Source organism: Trabulsiella guamensis ATCC 49490, assembly GCF_000734965.1.
Lineage (GTDB): Bacteria > Pseudomonadota > Gammaproteobacteria > Enterobacterales > Enterobacteriaceae > Trabulsiella > Trabulsiella guamensis.
This window is the reverse complement of the sequence record NZ_JMTB01000100.1, coordinates 39,251-59,844: the sequence shown is the minus strand read 5'-3', so window position 1 is coordinate 59,844 and position 20,594 is coordinate 39,251. Positions and strand designations below refer to the sequence as shown.

Here is a 20,594-nt window from a genome sequence, read left to right as displayed (position 1 = left end):
ATATCCTCTTTGACTTTTAAAAACGCTGCTCAAAAGGCGAACAGCGATAAAAAATAAAAATGTGAAAAAGTAGTCGGGGAAATTCCCGCGCTGCTACTGATGAGTAGACTATTTTTCGCGACGCGAATTATCAATCACTTTATGGCACAAAATGACAAGACTATGACAAAGCGCACATAATTGATTGCACTTTGTAACAAAGAACATCCCCAGGAAAATTCACCAGAAATTGCTACGTATTCAGGAAAATGCGTTGATGAGAGGATGAGATTTCAGGTTTTCTTATCAAAACAGATTTAAAAAAGGTTGTATGCAAATAGTATTAATTCGCATCGCGAATGTTAATTAAATGTAACATCATGATTGATAAGCGAAAAAAAACGCCGCGCTAAGCGGCGTCTTTACTGGAATGACGAATTACTCGCCGATTTTCGCCCAGGTGTCTCGCAGACCCACAGTGCGATTAAACACCAGTTTGTCCGCAGTCGCATAACGGCTGTCGAGACAGAAATAGCCTTCACGCTCAAACTGGAACGCTTTACCCACTTCCGCATCCTTCAGGCTCGGCTCAGCGAAACCGTGTTTAATCACCAGCGATTCCGGGTTAATAGTCGCGAGGAAGTCATCGGCTGCGCCCGGATTCGGCACGCTGAACAGACGATCATACAGGCGAATCTCAACTGGCAGCGCATGTGCTGCGCTGACCCAGTGGATCACGCCTTTCACTTTACGGCCATCAACCGGATCTTTGCTCAACGTATCCGCATCGTAGGTGCAGAAAATGGTGGTGATATTGCCTTCGGCATCTTTCTCCACACGCTCTGCCTTGATGACATACGCATTACGCAGGCGCACCTCTTTGCCGAGCACCAGGCGCTTGTACTGCTTGTTGGCTTCTTCGCGGAAGTCAGCACGGTCGATCCAGATTTCACCGCTGAACGGTACCTCACGGCTACCCATTTCCGGTTTATTCGGATGGTTGGCCATGGTCACCATTTCGCTTTCGCCCTGCGGGTAATTTTCGATAACCAGTTTCACCGGATCGATAACCGCCATCGCACGCGGCGCGTTTTCGTTGAGATCTTCACGAATACAGGATTCCAGCGAGGCGATCTCGATGGTGTTGTCCTGCTTGGTCACGCCGATGCGCTTGCAGAACTCGCGAATCGACGCCGGGGTGTAGCCACGACGACGCAGACCGGAGATGGTTGGCATACGCGGGTCATCCCAGCCTTCCACGTGCTTGTCGGTCACCAGCAGATTCAGCTTACGTTTGGACATGACGGTGTATTCCAGGTTCAGGCGAGAGAACTCGTACTGACGCGGATGGACCGGGATAGAGATGTTGTCCAGCACCCAGTCGTACAGACGACGGTTGTCCTGGAATTCCAGCGTACACAGCGAGTGAGTAATGCCTTCCAGCGCATCGCTGATGCAGTGGGTGAAGTCATACATCGGGTAGATGCACCACTTGCTGCCGGTCTGGTGATGATCGGCAAACTTAATGCGATACAGCACCGGATCACGCATCACGATGAACGGCGATGCCATGTCGATCTTCGCACGCAGGCAGGCTTTACCTTCTTCAAAACCTCCCGCACGCATTTTTTCGAACAGCGCCAGGTTCTCTTCCACGCTACGATCACGGTACGGGCTGTTTTTACCCGGCTGTGTCAGTGTGCCGCGGTACTCACGAATTTCGTCCGCAGAGAGTTCGTCAACGTAAGCCAGACCCTTGTTGATCAGCTCAACCGCGTAGTGATGCAGTTGATCGAAATAATCCGACGAATAGCAGACTTTGCCTGCCCAGTGGAAACCTAACCATTGCACGTCATTCTGGATGGACTCGACGTATTCGATATCTTCTTTTACCGGGTTGGTGTCATCGAATCGCAGGTTGCACAGCCCGTTATAATCCTGGGCGATGCCGAAGTTCAGGCAGATAGACTTCGCGTGACCGATGTGCAGATAACCGTTCGGCTCTGGCGGGAAACGCGTGTGGATCGTGGTGTGCTTACCACTGGCCAGATCCTCATCAATGATCTGACGAATAAAGTTTGTCGGGCGGGCTTCAGCCTCACTCATCGTGGGTTCCTCAAGGCGTAAACAACGTATAACGGCATATGATCTTATAAGCCAGTCGAAGAGACAACCATTAGTTGCGGAAAATACCTCACTGAAGAACTATCTGGGGACTGATCGCTGCAAAAAAAAGCGGCGGAGGAAATCCCCGCCGCTTAAGGCATGCAGTTGCTTGCTCAGGAGCGATTACTTGCCTTTAATCTCATACAGCGCGGTTTCGCCTGCAACGACATGACCCTGTGCCTTAATGACAAGGCCGCTGAAGTCATCGATATTGCTGCAAACCACCGGGCTAATCATCGAGCGCGCATTGGCATTCAGGAAGTCCAGATCCATCTCCAGGATGGGCTGGCCTGCCGTCACTTCCGCCCCCTCTTCCACCAGACGCTTAAAGCCTTCGCCGTTCAGTGCGACAGTATCGATACCCATGTGGACAACGATTTCTGCGCCTTTGTCGGTTTCCAGGCAGAACGCATGGTTGGTGTTGAAGATTTTCACGATCGTGCCCGCAGCCGGAGAAACCACAACGCTTTCCGTCGGTTTCACTGCCACACCGTCACCCACCGCTTTGCTGGCGAAGGCTTCGTCAGGGACTTGATCCAGCGCCACCACTTCACCTGTCACTGGGGAAACCAGTGCCGCGATAGTGACCGCATTCGGCACGGCCTGCGGTTTTGCCGCCGCCTGTGCTGGCGCTGCAGCCGGAGCTGCTTCTGCTGCCGCGACAGGGCCGGTAGTGTGCATTGCGTTAGCGATTTTCTCAGCCACGAAGCCCACGATGATCTGCACACTGGTCTTGTTCAGACGGATAACACCGGTTGCGCCCAGGCGTTTAGCCAGTGCTTCGTTCACCAGGCTTGAGTCTTTTACGGACAGACGCAGACGGGTGATACAGGCGTCGATGCCAGTCAGGTTATCAGAACCACCAACAGCGGCGATGTACTGACGCGCCAGACCTGCGACATCCTGATCTTTACCATTGCTCAGATTCACATCCTGACCATCCGCTTCGCTGCCGGCAACCGCCAGTTCGCGACCCGGGGTCATCAGGTTGAATTTGGTGATGGTGAAGCGGAACACCAGGTAGTAGATCACGAAGAACACCAGGCCCTGCGGGATCAGCATGTACCAGTGTGTTGCCAGCGGGTTACGGGAAGACAGCACCATATCCACCAGACCGGCACTGAAGCCAAAGCCCGCAATCCAGTGCATGCTAGCCGCGATGAACACGGAGATACCTGTCAGGATGGCGTGAATGACATACAGCACAGGCGCAACGAACATGAAGGAGAATTCCAGCGGTTCGGTGATACCCGTGAAGAAGGCTGCGAAGGCACCCGCCATCATGATACCCAGAACTTTCGCTTTGTTTTCCGGACGTGCGCAGTGGTAGATAGCCAGTGCAGCGCCAGGCAGACCGAACATCATGATCGGGAAGAAGCCGGCCTGATAACGACCAGTAATGCCGACGACCGCTTTACCTGCTTCGATGGACTGTGCACCACCCAGGAAGTTTGGAATGTCGTTGATACCCGCAACATCGAACCAGAATACAGAGTTCAGCGCATGGTGCAGACCTACCGGGATCAGCAGACGGTTGAAGAAGGCGTAGACGCCCGCACCGATGGAACCCAGTTTCTGGATGTGTTCACCAAAGTTCACCAGACCGTCGAAGATAACCGGCCAGATGTACATCATGATGAACGCCACAACGATCATCACAAAGGAGGTGAGGATCGGCACCAGACGACGACCGCTGAAGAAGGAGAGCGCTTTTGGCAACTCTACGCCTGAGAAGCGGTTGTACAGTTCCGCGGAGATGATACCCACCAGGATACCCACGAACTGGTTGCTGATTTTACCAAACGCCGCCGGAACCTGGTCCGCCGGAATTTTTTGGATCATCGACACGGCAGCTGGCGAGCAGAGTGTCGTTAAAACGAGGAAACCGACGAAGCCGGTGAGTGCTGCTGCACCGTCTTTATCTTTAGACATACCGTAAGCAACACCGATAGCGAACAGTACGGACATGTTGTCGATAATGGCAGAGCCGGATTTGATGAAGAACGCCGCCAGCGCGTTCTCACCACCCCAGCCTACCGGGTCGATCCAATAGCCGACACCCATCAGGATGGCTGCGGCCGGCAGCGTGGCCACTGGCACCATGAGTGCGCGGCCTACTTTTTGTAAATAACCTAGAATACTCACTTTCTTCCCCCTATGAGACCCCGTTCAGACTCATTCAAAGCCGTTTTTTTATTGTGTAACAAACCTTGAAGCGTGGCGATTTATCACCTACGTTCAGAGTGTGTGGAAAATTAATTCGTCTCGCAAATTAAACACCCGTTTTTTGTGATTATAATCACCAAATATCGTAATAACCCCTCCCATTCGCTGGCTAACAGCCAAAACTTATTTTATCATTCAAAAAATCAAGACGGATTGTCCCCTTTCGCTGGCAAACCAGGTTACCCTTAACAGAGTATCGGTACCAATCCGCCAACGCTTTAAATTAACATTATTGAGGTGAACAATGAGACTGATCCCCCTGGCGACCGCTGAGCAAGTAGGTAAATGGGCCGCACGTCATATCGTCAATCGTATCAATGCGTTCAAACCTACTGCGGATCGTCCGTTTGTACTCGGCCTCCCGACCGGCGGTACGCCGCTCACCGCGTACAAAGCGCTGGTTGAGATGCATAAAGCAGGCCAGGTTAGCTTTAAGCACGTTGTCACCTTCAACATGGACGAATACGTTGGTCTGCCGAAGGAACACCCGGAAAGCTACCACAGCTTCATGCACCGTAACTTTTTCGATCATGTTGATATCCCGGCAGAAAACATCAACCTTCTGAATGGTAACGCGCCGGACATCGATGCGGAATGCCGTCAGTACGAAGAAAAGATCCGTTCTTACGGTAAAATCCACCTGTTTATGGGCGGCGTAGGTAACGATGGTCATATCGCGTTCAACGAACCAGCCTCTTCACTGGCGTCCCGCACCCGCATTAAAACCCTGACCCATGACACCCGCGTGGCAAACTCCCGCTTCTTTGACGGCGACGTCAACCTGGTGCCGAAATATGCGCTGACCGTTGGCGTGGGCACCCTGCTGGATGCGGAAGAAGTGATGATCCTGGTGCTGGGTTCTCAGAAAGCCCAGGCACTGCAGGCGGCCGTGGAAGGTAATGTCAACCATATGTGGACCATCAGTTGCCTGCAATTGCACCCGAAAGCGGTCATGGTTTGCGACGAGCCGTCCACCATGGAGCTGAAAGTGAAAACGTTAAAATACTTCAATGAGTTAGAAGCAGAAAACGTTAAAGGTCTTTGAGTCAATACCGTCTCTCTTTCTGGGGAGACGGTCGCATTTTTGTAACCGGGGGTTGTAATGTATGCATTAACCCATGGTCGGATTTATACCGGCCACGAAATTCTGGATGACCATGCGATTGTTGTCGCCAATGGCCTGATCGAACGTCTCTGCCCGCTGGCGGATTTACCGACTGACATTGAGCAGCGCTCAGTCAATGGCGCCATACTCGCCCCGGGTTTTATTGATGTTCAGCTGAACGGCTGCGGCGGTGTGCAGTTTAACGACACCATGGACGCGGTCAGCGTGAAGACACTGGAAATCATGCAGAAGGCCAATGAAAAATCGGGCTGCACCAGCTATCTACCGACCCTGATCACCTCCAGCGACGAGCTGATGATACAGGGCATTCGCGTGATGCGGGAGTATCTGGCGAAATACCCGAACCAGGCGCTGGGTCTGCATCTGGAAGGTCCGTGGCTGAATATCGTCAAGAAAGGCACCCATAACCCGGATTACGTGCGCAAGCCGGACGCTGAACTGGTGAATTTCCTCTGCGCCAACGCTGACGTCATCACCAAAGTCACCCTCGCGCCGGAAATGGTGGAGCCTGAGGTGATCCGCAAGCTGGTAAACGCCGGGATTGTAGTCTCCGCCGGGCACTCTAACGCCACGCTGAAAGAAGCGAAAATCGGCTTCCGCGCCGGCATTACTTTCGCGACGCACCTTTATAACGCCATGCCGTATATCACCGGCCGTGAACCGGGCCTGGCGGGCGCGATCTTTGATGAGCCGGACGTTTATTGCGGCATTATCGCCGACGGTCTGCATGTTGATTTCGCCAACGTCCGTAACGCAAAACGCCTGAAAGGCGACAAGCTGTGCCTGGTAACAGATGCGACCGCACCGGCAGGCGCAAATATTGACCAGTTCATTTTTGCCGGGAAAACAATATACTACCGGAATGGATTGTGTGTAGATGAGAATGGCACGCTGAGCGGCTCCTCTCTGACCATGATTGAAGGGGTTCGCAATCTGGTTGAGCATTGCGGCATCGCACTGGACGAAGTCCTGCGCATGGCGACGCTCTACCCGGCGCGTGCGATAGGTGTCGATAAGCAACTGGGCAGCATTGCGCCTGGAATGATCGCCAACCTGACCGCATTCACTCGCGACTATAAGGTAACCAAGACCATCGTTAATGGTAACGAGGTCGTCACTGAGTAAGTAAATGTATGACACCTGGCGGACAAGCTCAAATTGGCAACGTTGATCTCGTAAAACAACTGAACAGCGCAGCGGTATACCGTCTGATTGATCAGCACGGCCCCATCTCGCGCATTCAGATCGCAGAACAAAGCCAGCTTGCTCCTGCCAGCGTGACAAAAATTACCCGTCAGTTAATTGAACGCGGCCTGATTAAAGAAGTCGATCAGCAAGCCTCCACCGGGGGCCGCCGCGCGATTTCCATCGTCACTGAAACCCGCAATTTCCACGCCATCGGCATTCGCCTCGGTCGTCATGACACCACGCTGACGCTCTACGATCTGAGCAGTAAAGTGCTGGCGGAAGAGCATTACCCTTTACCAGAACGCACGCAAGAAACGCTCGAACACGCGTTGCTGAACACCATTTCACTGTTCATCACCGCCTGTCAGCGAAAAATTCGCGAGCTGATTGCCATCTCGGTGATCCTGCCCGGGCTGGTTGACCCCGACAGCGGCGTGATCCGCTATATGCCGCATATCCCGGTGGAAAACTGGGCGCTGGTCGATGCGATGGAAAAACGCTTTAACGTCACCTGCTTTATTGGTCATGACATTCGCAGTTTAGCGCTGGCGGAGCACTATTTCGGTGCAAGTCAGGACTGCGAAGACTCCATTCTGGTGCGTGTTCACCGTGGCACCGGCGCCGGGATCATCTCCAACGGGCGTATTTTTATCGGACGTAACGGCAACGTCGGCGAAATCGGTCACATTCAGGTCGACCCGCTGGGCGAACGCTGCCACTGCGGCAATTTCGGCTGTCTGGAAACCGTTGCCGCCAACGCTGCCATCGAACAACGCGTTCGCCATCTTCTGGAACAGGGCTATCAGAGCCGTGTGACGCTGGATGACTGTTCGATCAGCGCCATCTGCAAAGCCGCCAATAAAGGCGACCCTCTGGCCAGCGAAGTTATCGAACATGTTGGCCGCCAGCTCGGCAAAACCATCGCTATCGCCATTAACCTGTTTAATCCACAGAAAGTGGTGATTGCCGGGGAAATCATCGAAGCCGAGCGCGTGCTGCTGCCCGCCATTGAAGGCTGCATTAATACGCAGGTGCTGAAGGCGTTTCGCAAGAATCTGCCAGTCGTGCGTTCCACGCTGGATCACCGCTCCGCCATTGGCGCGTTTGCGCTGGTAAAACGCGCTATGCTTAACGGCATCCTACTACAGCGTTTGCTGGAAAGCTAAAGCGGTTTTATAGTACGCCTCTCTTTAAGCTGTTGAGCCTGGGTATCCATGACCATTAAGAATGTAATTTGTGATATCGACGGCGTGCTGATGCACGATAACGTCGCCGTTCCCGGTGCTGCGGAGTTCGTCACCCGCATCCTGGAGAAAGGGCTGCCGCTGGTCCTGCTGACCAACTACCCTTCCCAGACCGGGCAGGATCTGGCAAACCGTTTCGCCACTGCCGGTGTCAATGTCCCGGACAGCGTCTTTTACACCTCGGCCATGGCGACCGCAGATTTCCTGCGTCGTCAGGAAGGCAAAAAAGCGTATGTCGTTGGCGAAGGCGCGTTAATTCATGAATTGTATAAAGCCGGATTCACTATCACGGACGTCAACCCGGATTTCGTGATCGTCGGTGAAACGCGCTCTTATAACTGGGATATGATGCATAAAGCGGCGTTCTTCGTCGCCAACGGCGCACGCTTCATCGCCACTAACCCGGACACCCATGGCCGTGGTTATTATCCGGCCTGCGGCGCACTTTGCGCGGGTATCGAAAAAATCTCCGGTCGCAAACCGTTTTACGTCGGTAAACCCAGCCCGTGGATTATTCGTGCCGCGCTCAATAAAATGCAGGCGCATTCAGAGCAAACGGTCATCGTCGGCGACAATCTGCGCACCGATATCCTGGCGGGCTTCCAGGCCGGTCTGGAGACGGTGCTGGTACTCTCCGGCGTTTCAACGGTCGATGACATCGACAGCATGCCGTTCCGCCCTTCCTGGATTTACCCGTCCGTTGCGGAAATTGACGTTTTTTAATCACGGCGCCGGATGATGCATAACGCATCCGGCCTGCAATTATCATTCATCTAATAAAAAATGCGTTTTATTGATAATTCATCAACAGATGCACAGCAACATCGCGTCTTTTTCATCATTCAACAACTCTCATTGCATTATTTTCTGATAAGCCCGTAAACCCCTTGCGCCAGCCTCGCGCTTTGCGGCATTGTCTCTCTCAGAGCAAATGACACAACAGCATTACGCAACAGGGTAACGGAGACGTTTATGTGTTCTATTTTTGGTGTACTGGATATTAAAACTGACGCGGGAGAGCTGCGCAAAAAAGCACTGGAGCTTTCCCGCCTGATGCGCCATCGCGGCCCGGACTGGTCCGGTATTTATGCCTGCGATAAAGCGATTCTCGCCCACGAACGTCTGTCTATTGTCGACGTCAACGCTGGTGCCCAGCCGCTGTATAACGAAAAGAAAACGCACGCGCTGGCGGTTAACGGTGAGATCTACAACCACCAGGCGCTGCGCGCAGAATATGGTGATCGCTACGCATTCCAGACGGGTTCTGACTGCGAAGTGATCCTCGCCCTGTATCAGGAAAAAGGGCCGGAATTTCTCGACGAACTGCAGGGTATGTTTGCCTTCGCACTGTATGACAGCGAAAAAGACGCGTATCTGATTGGCCGCGACCATATCGGCATTATTCCGCTGTACATGGGCTACGACGAGCATGGCAACTTTTATGTCGCCTCTGAAATGAAAGCGCTGGTGCCGGTATGCCGCACCATCAAAGAATTCCCTCCAGGAAGCTACCTGTGGAGCAAGGACGGCGAGATCCGTTCTTATTATCGGCGCGACTGGTTTGACTACGACGCCGTCAAAGACAACGTGACGGACAAAGCAGAGTTGCGCCAGGCGCTGGAAGATTCGGTTAAAAGCCATTTGATGTCTGACGTGCCGTACGGCGTACTGCTCTCCGGCGGGCTGGATTCGTCAATTATCTCCGCGATCACCAAAAAATATGCGGCACGCCGCGTAGAAGATCAGGAGCGCTCTGAAGCCTGGTGGCCGCAACTGCACTCCTTCGCCGTCGGTCTGGTGGGTTCGCCGGATCTGAAAGCCGCGCAGGAAGTCGCGAACCATCTCGGCACTGTTCACCATGAAATCCACTTCACGGTGCAGGAAGGGCTCGACGCGATCCGCGACGTGATTTATCACATTGAAACCTACGATGTGACCACAATCCGTGCCTCAACGCCGATGTACCTGATGTCGCGCAAAATCAAAGCGATGGGCATCAAAATGGTGCTCTCCGGCGAAGGTTCTGATGAAGTATTCGGCGGCTATCTTTATTTCCATAAAGCGCCGGACGCGAAAGAACTGCATGAAGAGACTGTGCGTAAACTGCAGGCACTGCATATGTTTGACTGCGCCCGCGCCAACAAAGCGATGTCTGCCTGGGGTGTTGAAGCCCGCGTACCGTTCCTCGACAAGAAATTCCTTGATGTGGCGATGCGCATCAACCCGCAGGACAAAATGTGCGGCAACGGCAAAATGGAGAAACACGTCCTGCGTGAGTGTTTTGAGGCGTATCTGCCGGCAAGCGTCGCATGGCGTCAGAAAGAGCAGTTCTCCGACGGCGTCGGTTACAGCTGGATCGACACACTGAAAGAGGTCGCGGCAAAACAGATTTCTGATCAACAACTGGAAACCGCAAGCTTCCGTTTCCCATACAACACGCCAACATCCAAAGAGGCGTATCTGTATCGTGAGATTTTCGAAGAGCTGTTCCCGGTGCCTAGCGCCGCAGAATGTGTGCCAGGCGGCCCGTCCGTCGCCTGCTCTTCCGCCAAAGCGATCGAGTGGGATGAAGCCTTCAAAACCATGAACGATCCTTCAGGTCGTGCGGTCGGCGTGCACCAGTCTGCTTACCAGTAAAAGTGATGAAAATTTGCACTGGGCCCTGCGGGGCCCTTTGTTGTTTTTCCTCAGCAAATTTGAGAAATAACCAATAATTGCCGAATAATGCACCACGCTGTTCGCAACCTAACCAAACAGTCACATTCCGGCAATTTTACGTCAAAAAGAGGTTGACGCTACAAGGCTCAATACGCATAATGCGCCCCGCAACGCCGATAAGGTAACGCGAAAAAAGATGGCTACGTAGCTCAGTTGGTTAGAGCACATCACTCATAATGATGGGGTCACAGGTTCGAATCCCGTCGTAGCCACCATCTTTTTGCGGGAGTGGCGAAATTGGTAGACGCACCAGATTTAGGTTCTGGCGCCGCAAGGTGTGCGAGTTCAAGTCTCGCCTCCCGCACCATTCCCAGGTAAGCGTTGTACGGATGGGGTATCGCCAAGCGGTAAGGCACCGGTTTTTGATACCGGCATTCCCTGGTTCGAATCCAGGTACCCCAGCCATATTTCATCGACTCACTGACGTACCTGTTGTTGGGGTATCGCCAAGCGGTAAGGCACCGGTTTTTGATACCGGCATTCCCTGGTTCGAATCCAGGTACCCCAGCCAGTCGATGAAAAGAAAGTATCGGCTACGTAGCTCAGTTGGTTAGAGCACATCACTCATAATGATGGGGTCACAGGTTCGAATCCCGTCGTAGCCACCAAATTATTACGTATCTCCCTGAGTGGGGATAACAAAGATAATTGGGGTATCGCCAAGCGGTAAGGCACCGGATTCTGATTCCGGCATTCCGAGGTTCGAATCCTCGTACCCCAGCCAAATTTGAAAGGCGTTTTAGAACGCATCCTGTTGGGGTATCTCCAGGCTGTAAGGCTCCGGTCTGGTTCCGGCACACAGACAGAGATAAACCACAAACAATTGGGGTATCGCCAAGCGGTAAGGCACCGGATTCTGATTCCGGCATTCCGAGGTTCGAATCCTCGTACCCCAGCCACTTCAATGCAAAAAAGCTCGCTTCGGCGGGCTTTTTTGTTTTATTTCGGACGACATTTCATCTTTGTACAAACTCAACGCCAGTGATATTGTTTTCGGTAATATCTTATGATTACAGGTATTTATTGATGAACTATCAGACCTCGGCGCTTTGGTTTTATCAGCCTGTGGCCCTACTCGCGGTCGTTCTGGCTGGCCTGCTTGCTTTTTTTGGCTTTTCCGCTGCGTTTGGGTATTTGTTATTAGCCGGTTTAGTGTGGCCAGTAGCGATATCCATGTATCTCCACACCCAGAAGGAAGGGGAAAAAGTCTGGTCGCCACATGAGAATTCGGAATGGGTCGTCTATGTTAACGGAATACCGGTGCGCGAAGACAGGGCAGTGCTGACCAATCCGGGCTTTGCCTCAGAGGAAAAAACGCATCGTTTCTTCCTCATCTCGTTCCTGATTAAACTCGCGCTCCAGGTCGGTTGCCTTTATCTGCTGGGCGTACAATTTCTGGCCTCACCGATGGATCCTGTGTCAGCGATAGCCGGTATGGTCTGTCTCATACCACTTCTCATTGTCGCCACAAATACGATCAAACATTTGCGGCAACTGAACCAGCTGCACTTTACCATGATACAACTGACCACCGGGCAAACCTGGTATCAGGCCGGGTTTGAGCATGATGGAAAGACCATCCCGGCATTACAGTCGTTGTTGTCACTAAAATAAATACCGTTAGCTACAACCCTAACGCATATTTCAGTGCCTGCCGTTTCAGAATACCCGCCCGTTCAGCCGCTATCAGGCCGATATTGCGCAGTACCCGTACAGGCGCCAGGTCATTGCTGAATCCGGCATAAAACAGATCCATCCCCGACTGCATAATGTAGTTATCCGCCATACGGCGCGTCTGGTAGCGTTTCAGAACATGATAGCTGTGCCATGCTTCGCCGTGACTACGCGCACTGGCTAAAACATCCAGCAACGCATCTACGTCGCGATAGCCGAGGTTAACGCCCTGCCCGGCCAGCGGATGAATGGTGTGCGCCGCGTCGCCGACCAGCGCCAGCGATGGCTGGACATACTGCAATGCATGGCGACGGGTCAGCGGGAATGCGCCTGCGGCCACCGGTTTCACTTTGCCCAGCCGCGACGGAAAGACTCGAGCAATCTCCTGCTGCAACTGCTCCATCGTCAGCGTTTGTAGCTGGCGAATACGGGCGGGATGGTCATACCACACCAGTGACGCCCAGTGGTCGAACAGCGGCAGGAAGGCGCGCGGCCCGTCAGGGGTAAATTGCTGCCAGGTGCTGTCGCCCGGATCGTCTTCGCATTCAACACTAATTAACATGCATGACTGCTGATACTGCCAGGAATGGGTGCCAATGCCCGCCATCTGCCGTACCTGCGAATTCGCGCCGTCAGCGCCCACCACTAATTTTGCAGTCAACTCACTGTCATCGGCAAACAGCAGCCTGTAACCTTCTTCCTGACGCAACATCGAGACAAGCCCGTTGGCAACCTGCAACGTCACCTGCGGATGGGCCTCCAGCGCCTGCCAGAGCGCGCGCTGCAACACCGGGTTTTCAACCATAAACCCTAGCTGAGGGAGTTTCAGCTCTGCGGCATCAAAAACCACATGGGCGTTTTCCCACTCCCAGGTTTCCAGCCGACGCCAGGGATGACAGCGCATCTCCCGTACGGTATCCCAGACGCCAAGCCCGCGCAGCAGTGAGACAGACGCGGCGCTGATCGCCGAAATACGTACGTCCGGCTGTGATTGCGCATCGAACACCGGCGGTTCCGCCTGTTCAATCACTGTTACCGTAAAGCCCTGCTGCGCCAGGCCCAATGCCAGTGCGCTGCCGACCATTCCGCCGCCGACAATGGCAACATCAGTGGTTAGATTGTTCATGGTCACTTATCCTTAAACCTGAATACCCTAAGTTTACCGGATTTTTTACGCCTTGAGGCCAGGCTGGTCACAACGACGGCAAAGCATTACAATACGCGCCCTGCAATCCTGGCTTTACACTGAGCATGAGCAAGTCGATGACGAAAAAACTCCATATTAAAACCTGGGGCTGTCAGATGAACGAATACGATTCATCCAAGATGGCCGATCTGCTGGATGCCACTCACGGGTATCAACTGACCGACGTGGCGGAAGAAGCGGATGTGCTGCTGCTTAATACCTGCTCAATCCGCGAGAAGGCACAGGAAAAAGTCTTCCATCAATTAGGTCGCTGGAAGCTGCTTAAGGAAAAGAACCCCGATTTGATTATCGGCGTCGGTGGCTGCGTGGCCTCGCAAGAAGGCGATCACATTCGCCAGCGCGCGCACTACGTTGATATTATTTTTGGCCCACAAACGCTGCATCGCCTGCCGGAAATGATCAATTCCGTGCGTGGTACCCGCAGCCCGGTGGTGGATATCAGCTTCCCGGAAATCGAGAAGTTTGACCGTCTGCCGGAACCGCGAGCTGATGGCCCGACCGCGTTTGTCTCCATTATGGAAGGCTGCAATAAATACTGTACATACTGCGTGGTGCCGTACACCCGTGGTGAAGAGGTGAGCCGTCCGTGTGACGATATCCTGTTTGAAATCGCCCAACTGGCAGCGCAGGGCGTGCGTGAAGTGAATCTGCTCGGTCAAAACGTTAACGCCTGGCGCGGTGAAAACTACGACGGCACCACCGGCACTTTCGCGGAGCTGCTGCGTCTGGTGGCAGCAATCGACGGTATCGACCGCATTCGTTTTACCACCAGCCACCCGATTGAGTTTACCGATGATATTATCGATGTGTATCGCGACACGCCGGAACTGGTGAGCTTCCTGCATCTTCCTGTGCAGAGCGGGTCGGATCGCATCCTCAATCTGATGAGCCGCACCCACACGGCGCTGGAGTATAAAGCGATCATCCGTAAGCTGCGCGAAGCGCGCCCGGATATCCAGATTAGTTCTGATTTTATCGTTGGCTTCCCGGGTGAGAGCACCGAAGACTTCGAGAAAACCATGAAGCTCATCGCTGATGTGAATTTCGATATGAGCTACAGCTTTATTTTCTCTGCGCGTCCTGGCACGCCTGCCGCCGACATGGTGGACGACGTCCCGGAAGAGGAGAAAAAGCAGCGTCTGTACATTCTGCAGGAGCGCATCAACCAGCAGGCGATGGCCTGGAGCCGTCGTATGCTTGGCACTACGCAGCGTATTCTGGTGGAAGGCACATCGCGTAAGAGCATCATGGAGCTCTCTGGTCGTACCGAAAATAACCGCGTGGTGAACTTTGAGGGCACCCCGGACATGATCGGCAAATTTGTGGATGTGGAAATCGTCGATGTCTACCCGAACTCGTTGCGCGGCAAGCTGGTGCGCACTGAGGACGAAATGGGCCTGCGCGTAGTGGAATCCCCGGAGTCCGTCATCGCCCGTACCCGCAAAGAGAACGACCTCGGCGTGGGGATCTATCAGCCCTGATCCCGATGGCCTGCCCGCTCGGGCAGGCCCTTGCATTTTCCCCTCCCCGACCACATCTACAGTGTGTCGCTTGCGCCTTTCTCAAGCACCGTGAATAATTCCCTTAAAGAGGCTCGCCGCCCCAGGCCGGAGAAGCGAAACGCATCCGGCGATACTGTAAAAGAGGAACAGTTTGAACATAGAAACCCGAGAAATTACCCTGGAGCCAGCAGACAACGAACGCCTGCTGGGCCTGTGCGGCCCGTTTGATGACAACATCAAACACCTGGAGCGACGTCTTGGTATAGAGATCAGCCGCCGCGATAATCACTTCAAACTCACCGGGCGCGCCATCTGCGTCAACGCCGCCGCCGATATCCTGCGAACCCTGTACGTCGATACCGCCCCGATGCGTGGACAGGTTCAGGACATTGAACCCGAGCAAATCCACCTCGCAATCAAAGAAGCGCGCGTGCTGGAGCAGAGCGCGGAAAGCGTACCGGATTACGGCAAGGCCATTAATATCAAGACCAAACGCGGCGTCATTAAACCGCGTACGCCGAATCAGGCGCAGTATATTGCCAATATTCTTGATCATGACATCACCTTTGGCGTCGGCCCGGCAGGTACCGGTAAAACGTATCTGGCGGTCGCAGCGGCGGTGGATGCGCTCGAACGTCAGGAGATCCGCCGTATTCTGCTGACCCGCCCGGCGGTGGAAGCTGGTGAAAAACTGGGCTTCCTGCCAGGTGACCTGAGCCAGAAGGTTGACCCTTATCTGCGCCCACTGTATGACGCCCTGTTTGAAATGCTGGGCTTTGAAAAAGTCGAAAAGCTGATTGAGCGTAACGTGATTGAAGTCGCGCCGTTGGCTTACATGCGCGGTCGTACGTTGAATGACGCGTTCATCATTCTTGATGAGAGTCAGAACACCACCATCGAACAGATGAAAATGTTCCTGACCCGTATCGGCTTTAACTCGAAAGCCGTGATCACCGGTGACGTAACGCAGATTGACCTGCCGCGCAATACCAAATCCGGCCTGCGTCACGCGATTGAAGTACTGGCGGAAGTGGATGAGATCAGCTTTAACTTCTTCCACAGTGAAGACGTGGTCCGCCACCCGGTTGTCGCCCGTATCGTCAATGCCTATGAAGCCTGGGAAGAAGCGGAACAAAAACGTAAAGCCGAGCTGGCTGCCGAGCGTAAACGCGAAGCCCAGCTGGCGCAGGAGCAGAAATGAGTCAGGTGATTCTCGATTTACAGTTGGCCTGTGAAGACACCACCGGTTTGCCGGACGAAGCACGTTTTCAGACCTGGCTGGATGCGGTTATTCCGCAATTTCAGGAAGAATCAGAAGTAACGATTCGTCTGGTTGATGAAGCCGAAAGCCACGATTTAAACCTGACCTATCGCGGCAAAGATAAATCCACTAACGTACTCTCTTTTCCGTTTGAAGCACCGCCGGGCATCGAAATGCCGTTGCTCGGCGATCTCATCATCTGCCGTCAGGTGGTTGAGCGTGAGGCCGTAGAGCAGGGAAAACCGCTGGAAGCGCATTGGGCGCATATGGTCGTTCATGGCAGTCTGCATCTGCTCGGCTACGACCACATTGAAGACGACGAAGCGGAAGAGATGGAAAGTCTGGAAACAGAGATAATGCTTGCTCTGAACTATGATGATCCGTACATTGCCGAGAAAGAATAGTCCGTCATGCCGTCTGCGCTGAGTTTACGCGAGACGGCGAATTTTTCATTAACATGAGACCCCACACGACGCCATGAGCGACGACAATTCACACAGTAGTGACACCATTAACAGCAAGAAGGGATTTTTCTCCCTGTTACTGAGCCAGCTTTTCCACGGTGAACCCAAAAATCGTGATGAGTTGCTGGCGCTGATCCGTGATTCCGGGCAGAACGACCTTATCGACGAAGATACGCGCGATATGCTCGAAGGGGTAATGGACATCGCCGACCAGCGCGTCCGCGATATCATGATCCCCCGCTCGCAAATGATTACCCTGAAACGCAACCAGACGCTGGACGAATGCCTCGATGTGATCATCGAATCCGCCCACTCGCGCTTCCCGGTCATCAGCGAAGACAAAGATCACATTGAAGGGATTCTGATGGCGAAGGATCTGCTGCCGTTTATGCGCAGTGATGCCGAAGCCTTCAGCATGGACAAAGTGTTACGTCAGGCGGTTGTCGTACCTGAAAGCAAGCGGGTTGACCGCATGCTCAAAGAGTTCCGCTCGCAGCGTTATCACATGGCGATCGTCATTGATGAGTTTGGCGGTGTCTCTGGTCTGGTGACCATTGAAGACATCCTTGAACTGATTGTCGGTGAAATCGAAGATGAATACGACGAAGAAGAAGATATCGATTTTCGTCAGTTAAGCCGGCACACCTGGACGGTACGGGCGCTGGCTTCTATTGAAGATTTCAATGACGCCTTTGATACCCATTTCAGCGATGAAGAAGTGGATACTATCGGCGGGCTGGTGATGCAGGCCTTTGGTCATCTTCCGGCGCGCGGGGAAACCATTGACATTGATGGTTACCAGTTTAAGGTCGCGATGGCCGACAGCCGACGTATCATTCAGGTTCATGTCAAACTTCCGGACGACGCACCACAACCGAACCTGGAAGACTAAATTAACGGGACGACAAATTTCCATGGCATTTGCCTCTCTTCTTGAACGCCAGCGCGTGCGCTTGCTGCTGGCGCTACTCTTCGGAGCCAGCGGAACGCTGGCTTTTTCTCCTTATGACTTCTGGCCCGCAGCGCTGGTTTCGCTGTTCGGTCTGCAGGCGCTCACTCTCAACCGCCGTCCGCTGCAAAGCGCATGGATTGGCTATGCCTGGGGCATGGGGCTGTTTGGCAGCGGCGTGCACTGGGTTTACGTCAGTATCGCCCAGTTTGGCGGGATGCCCGGCCCGGTTAACGTTTTCCTCGTGGTATTGCTTGCCGCGTATTTATCGCTCTACACAGGGCTGTTCGCGGGCATCCTCTCCCGCTTGTGGCCGCAAACCAGCTGGCTGCGGGTAGCGATTGCCGCACCGGTTGTCTGGCAGATTACGGAATTCCTGCGCGGCTGGGTGCTGACTGGTTTCCCGTGGCTGCAGTTTGGCTACAGCCAGATTGACGGCCCGCTGAAAGGGCTGGCGCCGGTGATGGGTGTGGAAGCGATTAACTTCCTGCTGATGATGGTCAGCGGCCTGCTGGCGCTCGCCGTTGTTCGCCGCAACTGGCGTCCGCTGGTGGTGGCGCTGGTCCTGTTTGCGCTCCCCTTCCCGCTGCGCTATATCCAGTGGTATCAGTTGCTGCCTGAGCGTGCCACCCGGGTGTCGCTGGTGCAGGGCAATATTCCACAAGCGCTGAAGTGGGACGAAGACCAGCTAATCAACACGCTGAAAATTTACCTCGATGCCACGCAGAAGGTGATGGGCCAGTCACAATTGATTATCTGGCCGGAATCAGCGATCCCTGACCTCGAAATCAACCAGCAACGTTTGCTGAGCATGATGGACGATATGCTGCGTGCTAAAAACAGCTCACTGATAACCGGGATCGTCGATTCGCGTCTGAATCAGGAAAACCGCTACGACACCTACAACAGCATCATCACGCTGGGCAAAGATAATCCGTACAGCTACAACTCGACCGATCGTTACAACAAAAACCATCTGGTGCCGTTTGGTGAGTTCGTACCACTGGAAACGATTCTCCGCCCACTGGCGCCGTTCTTTGATCTGCCGATGTCCTCGTTTAGCCGCGGCGCGTATGTTCAGCCTCAGATCAGCGCGCATAACATGAAGCTGACGGCGGCCATCTGCTATGAAATCATTCTTGGCGAGCAGGTGCGCGATAACTTCCGCCCGGACACCGATTTTTTGCTGACGCTCTCCAACGATGCCTGGTTCGGGAAATCCATTGGCCCGTGGCAGCATTTCCAGATGGCGCGTATGCGGGCGCTGGAACTGGCGCGTCCGCTGTTGCGCAGCACTAACAATGGCGTTACCGCTGTGATTGACCCGCGCGGCGACGTGCAGGCCATCATTCCGCAGTTTACCCGCGATGTACTGACGACCACTGTCACGCCGACGCGCGGTATGACGCCTTATGCCCGTACCGGCAACTGGCCGCTATGGATCCTGACCGCGCTGTTCGGCTTTGGCGCGTTGCTGCTGAGCCTGCGCCAGCGTCGTCAGTAATTTACCCCCCTGCCTCATTTCCCTTTACGGGAGATGAGGCCTCTCCCCCTTCGTTCGACACTTCTGGCACGTCTATTGCTTTGTTAAATCAGGGAAACCGCTTTTAGGCTTATTGTGCAACCCGGTTGCACCATCGCGGTTCACGGGTAGCACCAGTCTGGTGCAATCGGCGATTTTTGCTTCAGACTGGTGCGGTACACCTCGCAAAAATAAACAAAAAAACATCATTATCTTTACAATAAGCCAAACTAAATGCTAACAAACAGGCATAACACTGCACATTTAAGCGGCAGACCATAACAACATCACAATGAGTATCACCAGGCGTCTCTGGCGCTGACGATAAAGGAGTTGGATATGCAATTACGTAAACTGACCACAGCAATGCTGGCACTGGGGCTGACGGCCGGTCTGGCCCACGCCGAAGACGCACCTGCTGCGGGCAGCACCCTGGACAAAATCGCTAAAAATGGCGTGATTGTCGTCGGGCACCGTGAATCTTCCGTTCCATTCTCTTACTACGACAACCAACAAAAAGTGGTGGGTTACGCGCAGGATTACTCCAACGCCATCATTGAAGCGGTTAAAAAACAGCTTAATAAACCTGACCTGCAGGTGAAACTCATCCCTATCACCTCGCAGAACCGTATTCCACTGTTACAGAACGGTACCTTCGACTTCGAGTGCGGTTCCACAACCAACAACCTTGAGCGTCAGAAACAGGCCGCATTCTCTAATACCTTCTTTGTTGTCGGCACCCGTTTGCTGGTCAAGAAAGGCGGTCCGATTAAAGATTTCTCGGATCTGAAAGGCAAAACGGTGGTTGTCACCTCCGGTACCACCTCTGAAATTCTGCTCCACAAGCTGAACGACGAGAAAAAAATGAACATGCGCATCATCAGCGCGAAAGATCACGGTGACTCTTTCCGTACGCTGGAAAGTGGTCGCGCGGTGGCATTTATGATGGATGACGCGCTGCTGGCCGGTGAGCGAGCAAAAGCGAAGAAACCGGACAACTGGGAAATCGTCGGCACACCGCAATCGAAAGAAGCTTACGGCTGCATGTTGCGCAAAGACGACCCTGCCTTCAAAAAACTGATGGATGACACCATCGCTCAGGCCCAGACGTCGGGTGAAGCCGCAAAGTGGTTTGATAAATGGTTCAAAAACCCCATCCCACCGAAAAACCTGAACATGAACTTTGAATTGTCGGACGACATGAAAGCGCTGTTCAAATCACCAAATGACAAGGCTCTTAACTAATTAGAACTACAGGGGCGGGATCTCCTGCCCTCTCGATTGTCGGGAAGCATGGACAGACTATACGTTGAGTGGTCGTTCCCCACTCAACGCGAAAAATGAGCTTCTCACCAATCTTCGAGGGTA

At 53.6% G+C, this 20,594-nt stretch carries 15 protein-coding genes and 7 tRNA genes; 19 read left to right on the top strand and 3 right to left on the bottom strand.

The window, feature by feature from the left end; genetic code table 11:
• Positions 1 to 417 precede the first annotated feature (417 nt).
• Positions 418 to 2,085, bottom strand: a complete 1,668-nt coding sequence (gene glnS / locus GTGU_RS16765; RefSeq protein WP_038159566.1) for a glutamine--tRNA ligase — start codon at positions 2,083 to 2,085, stop codon at positions 418 to 420.
• A gap of 183 nt (positions 2,086 to 2,268) precedes the next feature.
• Entirely contained in the window at positions 2,269 to 4,290 is a 2,022-nt protein-coding gene (gene nagE, locus GTGU_RS16760; RefSeq protein ID WP_038159562.1) for an N-acetylglucosamine-specific PTS transporter subunit IIBC, read from the bottom strand.
• A 325-nt stretch (positions 4,291 to 4,615) separates the two neighbouring features.
• On the opposite strand from nagE, the gene nagB reads away from it, so the two are divergent.
• The 13 genes from nagB to GTGU_RS16695 all read left to right on the top strand — a co-directional run bounded on the left by nagB (position 4,616) and on the right by GTGU_RS16695 (position 12,261).
• On the top strand, positions 4,616 to 5,416 hold the full coding sequence (gene nagB / locus GTGU_RS16755) for a glucosamine-6-phosphate deaminase (protein ID WP_038159559.1): 801 nt from the start codon (positions 4,616 to 4,618) through the stop codon (positions 5,414 to 5,416).
• 57 nt (positions 5,417 to 5,473) lie between these two features.
• Entirely contained in the window at positions 5,474 to 6,622 is a 1,149-nt protein-coding gene (gene nagA / locus GTGU_RS16750) for an N-acetylglucosamine-6-phosphate deacetylase (protein WP_038159556.1), read from the top strand.
• A gap of 8 nt (positions 6,623 to 6,630) precedes the next feature.
• The gene (nagC, locus tag GTGU_RS16745) at positions 6,631 to 7,851 is read left to right on the top strand and encodes a DNA-binding transcriptional regulator NagC (RefSeq protein ID WP_038159553.1); all 1,221 of its coding nucleotides are present in this window, start codon (positions 6,631 to 6,633) and stop codon (positions 7,849 to 7,851) included.
• Between the two features lie 48 nt (positions 7,852 to 7,899).
• Positions 7,900 to 8,652, top strand: a complete 753-nt coding sequence (nagD, locus tag GTGU_RS16740) for a ribonucleotide monophosphatase NagD (RefSeq protein ID WP_038159550.1) — start codon at positions 7,900 to 7,902, stop codon at positions 8,650 to 8,652.
• 249 nt (positions 8,653 to 8,901) lie between these two features.
• Positions 8,902 to 10,566: an asparagine synthase B gene (gene asnB, locus GTGU_RS16735; protein ID WP_038159547.1), complete on the top strand. Its 1,665-nt coding sequence runs from the start codon at positions 8,902 to 8,904 to the stop codon at positions 10,564 to 10,566.
• Positions 10,567 to 10,785: 219 nt separating this feature from the next.
• Positions 10,786 to 10,862: transfer RNA gene (locus GTGU_RS16730), tRNA-Met, on the top strand.
• A gap of 7 nt (positions 10,863 to 10,869) precedes the next feature.
• Positions 10,870 to 10,954, top strand: a tRNA-Leu gene (locus GTGU_RS16725).
• Positions 10,955 to 10,977: 23 nt separating this feature from the next.
• A tRNA-Gln gene (locus GTGU_RS16720) sits at positions 10,978 to 11,052 on the top strand.
• A 31-nt stretch (positions 11,053 to 11,083) separates the two neighbouring features.
• A tRNA-Gln gene (locus tag GTGU_RS16715) sits at positions 11,084 to 11,158 on the top strand.
• A 20-nt stretch (positions 11,159 to 11,178) separates the two neighbouring features.
• Positions 11,179 to 11,255, top strand: a tRNA-Met gene (locus tag GTGU_RS16710).
• 41 nt (positions 11,256 to 11,296) lie between these two features.
• Positions 11,297 to 11,371, top strand: a tRNA-Gln gene (locus GTGU_RS16705).
• Between the two features lie 100 nt (positions 11,372 to 11,471).
• Positions 11,472 to 11,546 (top strand) — tRNA-Gln (locus tag GTGU_RS16700).
• 127 nt (positions 11,547 to 11,673) lie between these two features.
• Positions 11,674 to 12,261, top strand: coding sequence for a hypothetical protein (locus GTGU_RS16695; RefSeq protein ID WP_051857380.1), 588 nt, complete (start codon positions 11,674 to 11,676; stop codon positions 12,259 to 12,261).
• 10 nt (positions 12,262 to 12,271) lie between these two features.
• On the opposite strand, the gene ubiF is transcribed toward GTGU_RS16695, so the two are convergent.
• Positions 12,272 to 13,447, bottom strand: coding sequence for a 3-demethoxyubiquinol 3-hydroxylase (gene ubiF / locus GTGU_RS16690; protein ID WP_038159545.1), 1,176 nt, complete (start codon positions 13,445 to 13,447; stop codon positions 12,272 to 12,274).
• A gap of 137 nt (positions 13,448 to 13,584) precedes the next feature.
• Here ubiF and miaB point away from each other — a divergent pair, with 137 nt between their 5' ends.
• The 6 genes from miaB to GTGU_RS16660 all read left to right on the top strand — a co-directional run bounded on the left by miaB (position 13,585) and on the right by GTGU_RS16660 (position 20,471).
• Complete coding sequence (gene miaB, locus GTGU_RS16685) at positions 13,585 to 15,009, top strand: tRNA (N6-isopentenyl adenosine(37)-C2)-methylthiotransferase MiaB (protein WP_038159543.1); 1,425 nt, start codon at positions 13,585 to 13,587, stop codon at positions 15,007 to 15,009.
• A gap of 172 nt (positions 15,010 to 15,181) precedes the next feature.
• Positions 15,182 to 16,231 carry a PhoH family protein gene (locus GTGU_RS16680; protein WP_038159540.1) on the top strand — a complete coding sequence of 350 codons (1,050 nt, stop codon included), beginning with the start codon at positions 15,182 to 15,184 and terminating at the stop codon, positions 16,229 to 16,231.
• Positions 16,228 to 16,695 carry an rRNA maturation RNase YbeY gene (gene ybeY, locus GTGU_RS16675; protein ID WP_038159537.1) on the top strand — a complete coding sequence of 156 codons (468 nt, stop codon included), beginning with the start codon at positions 16,228 to 16,230 and terminating at the stop codon, positions 16,693 to 16,695. The genes GTGU_RS16680 and ybeY overlap by 4 nt, the downstream gene beginning before the upstream one ends.
• A gap of 73 nt (positions 16,696 to 16,768) precedes the next feature.
• A complete protein-coding gene (gene corC, locus GTGU_RS16670; protein ID WP_038159534.1) occupies positions 16,769 to 17,647 on the top strand; it encodes a CNNM family magnesium/cobalt transport protein CorC in 879 nt (292 codons plus the stop codon).
• A gap of 22 nt (positions 17,648 to 17,669) precedes the next feature.
• Positions 17,670 to 19,208 carry an apolipoprotein N-acyltransferase gene (gene lnt / locus GTGU_RS16665; protein ID WP_038159532.1) on the top strand — a complete coding sequence of 513 codons (1,539 nt, stop codon included), beginning with the start codon at positions 17,670 to 17,672 and terminating at the stop codon, positions 19,206 to 19,208.
• A 357-nt stretch (positions 19,209 to 19,565) separates the two neighbouring features.
• Positions 19,566 to 20,471 carry an amino acid ABC transporter substrate-binding protein gene (locus tag GTGU_RS16660; RefSeq protein ID WP_038159530.1) on the top strand — a complete coding sequence of 302 codons (906 nt, stop codon included), beginning with the start codon at positions 19,566 to 19,568 and terminating at the stop codon, positions 20,469 to 20,471.
• Positions 20,472 to 20,594: the final 123 nt, after the last annotated feature.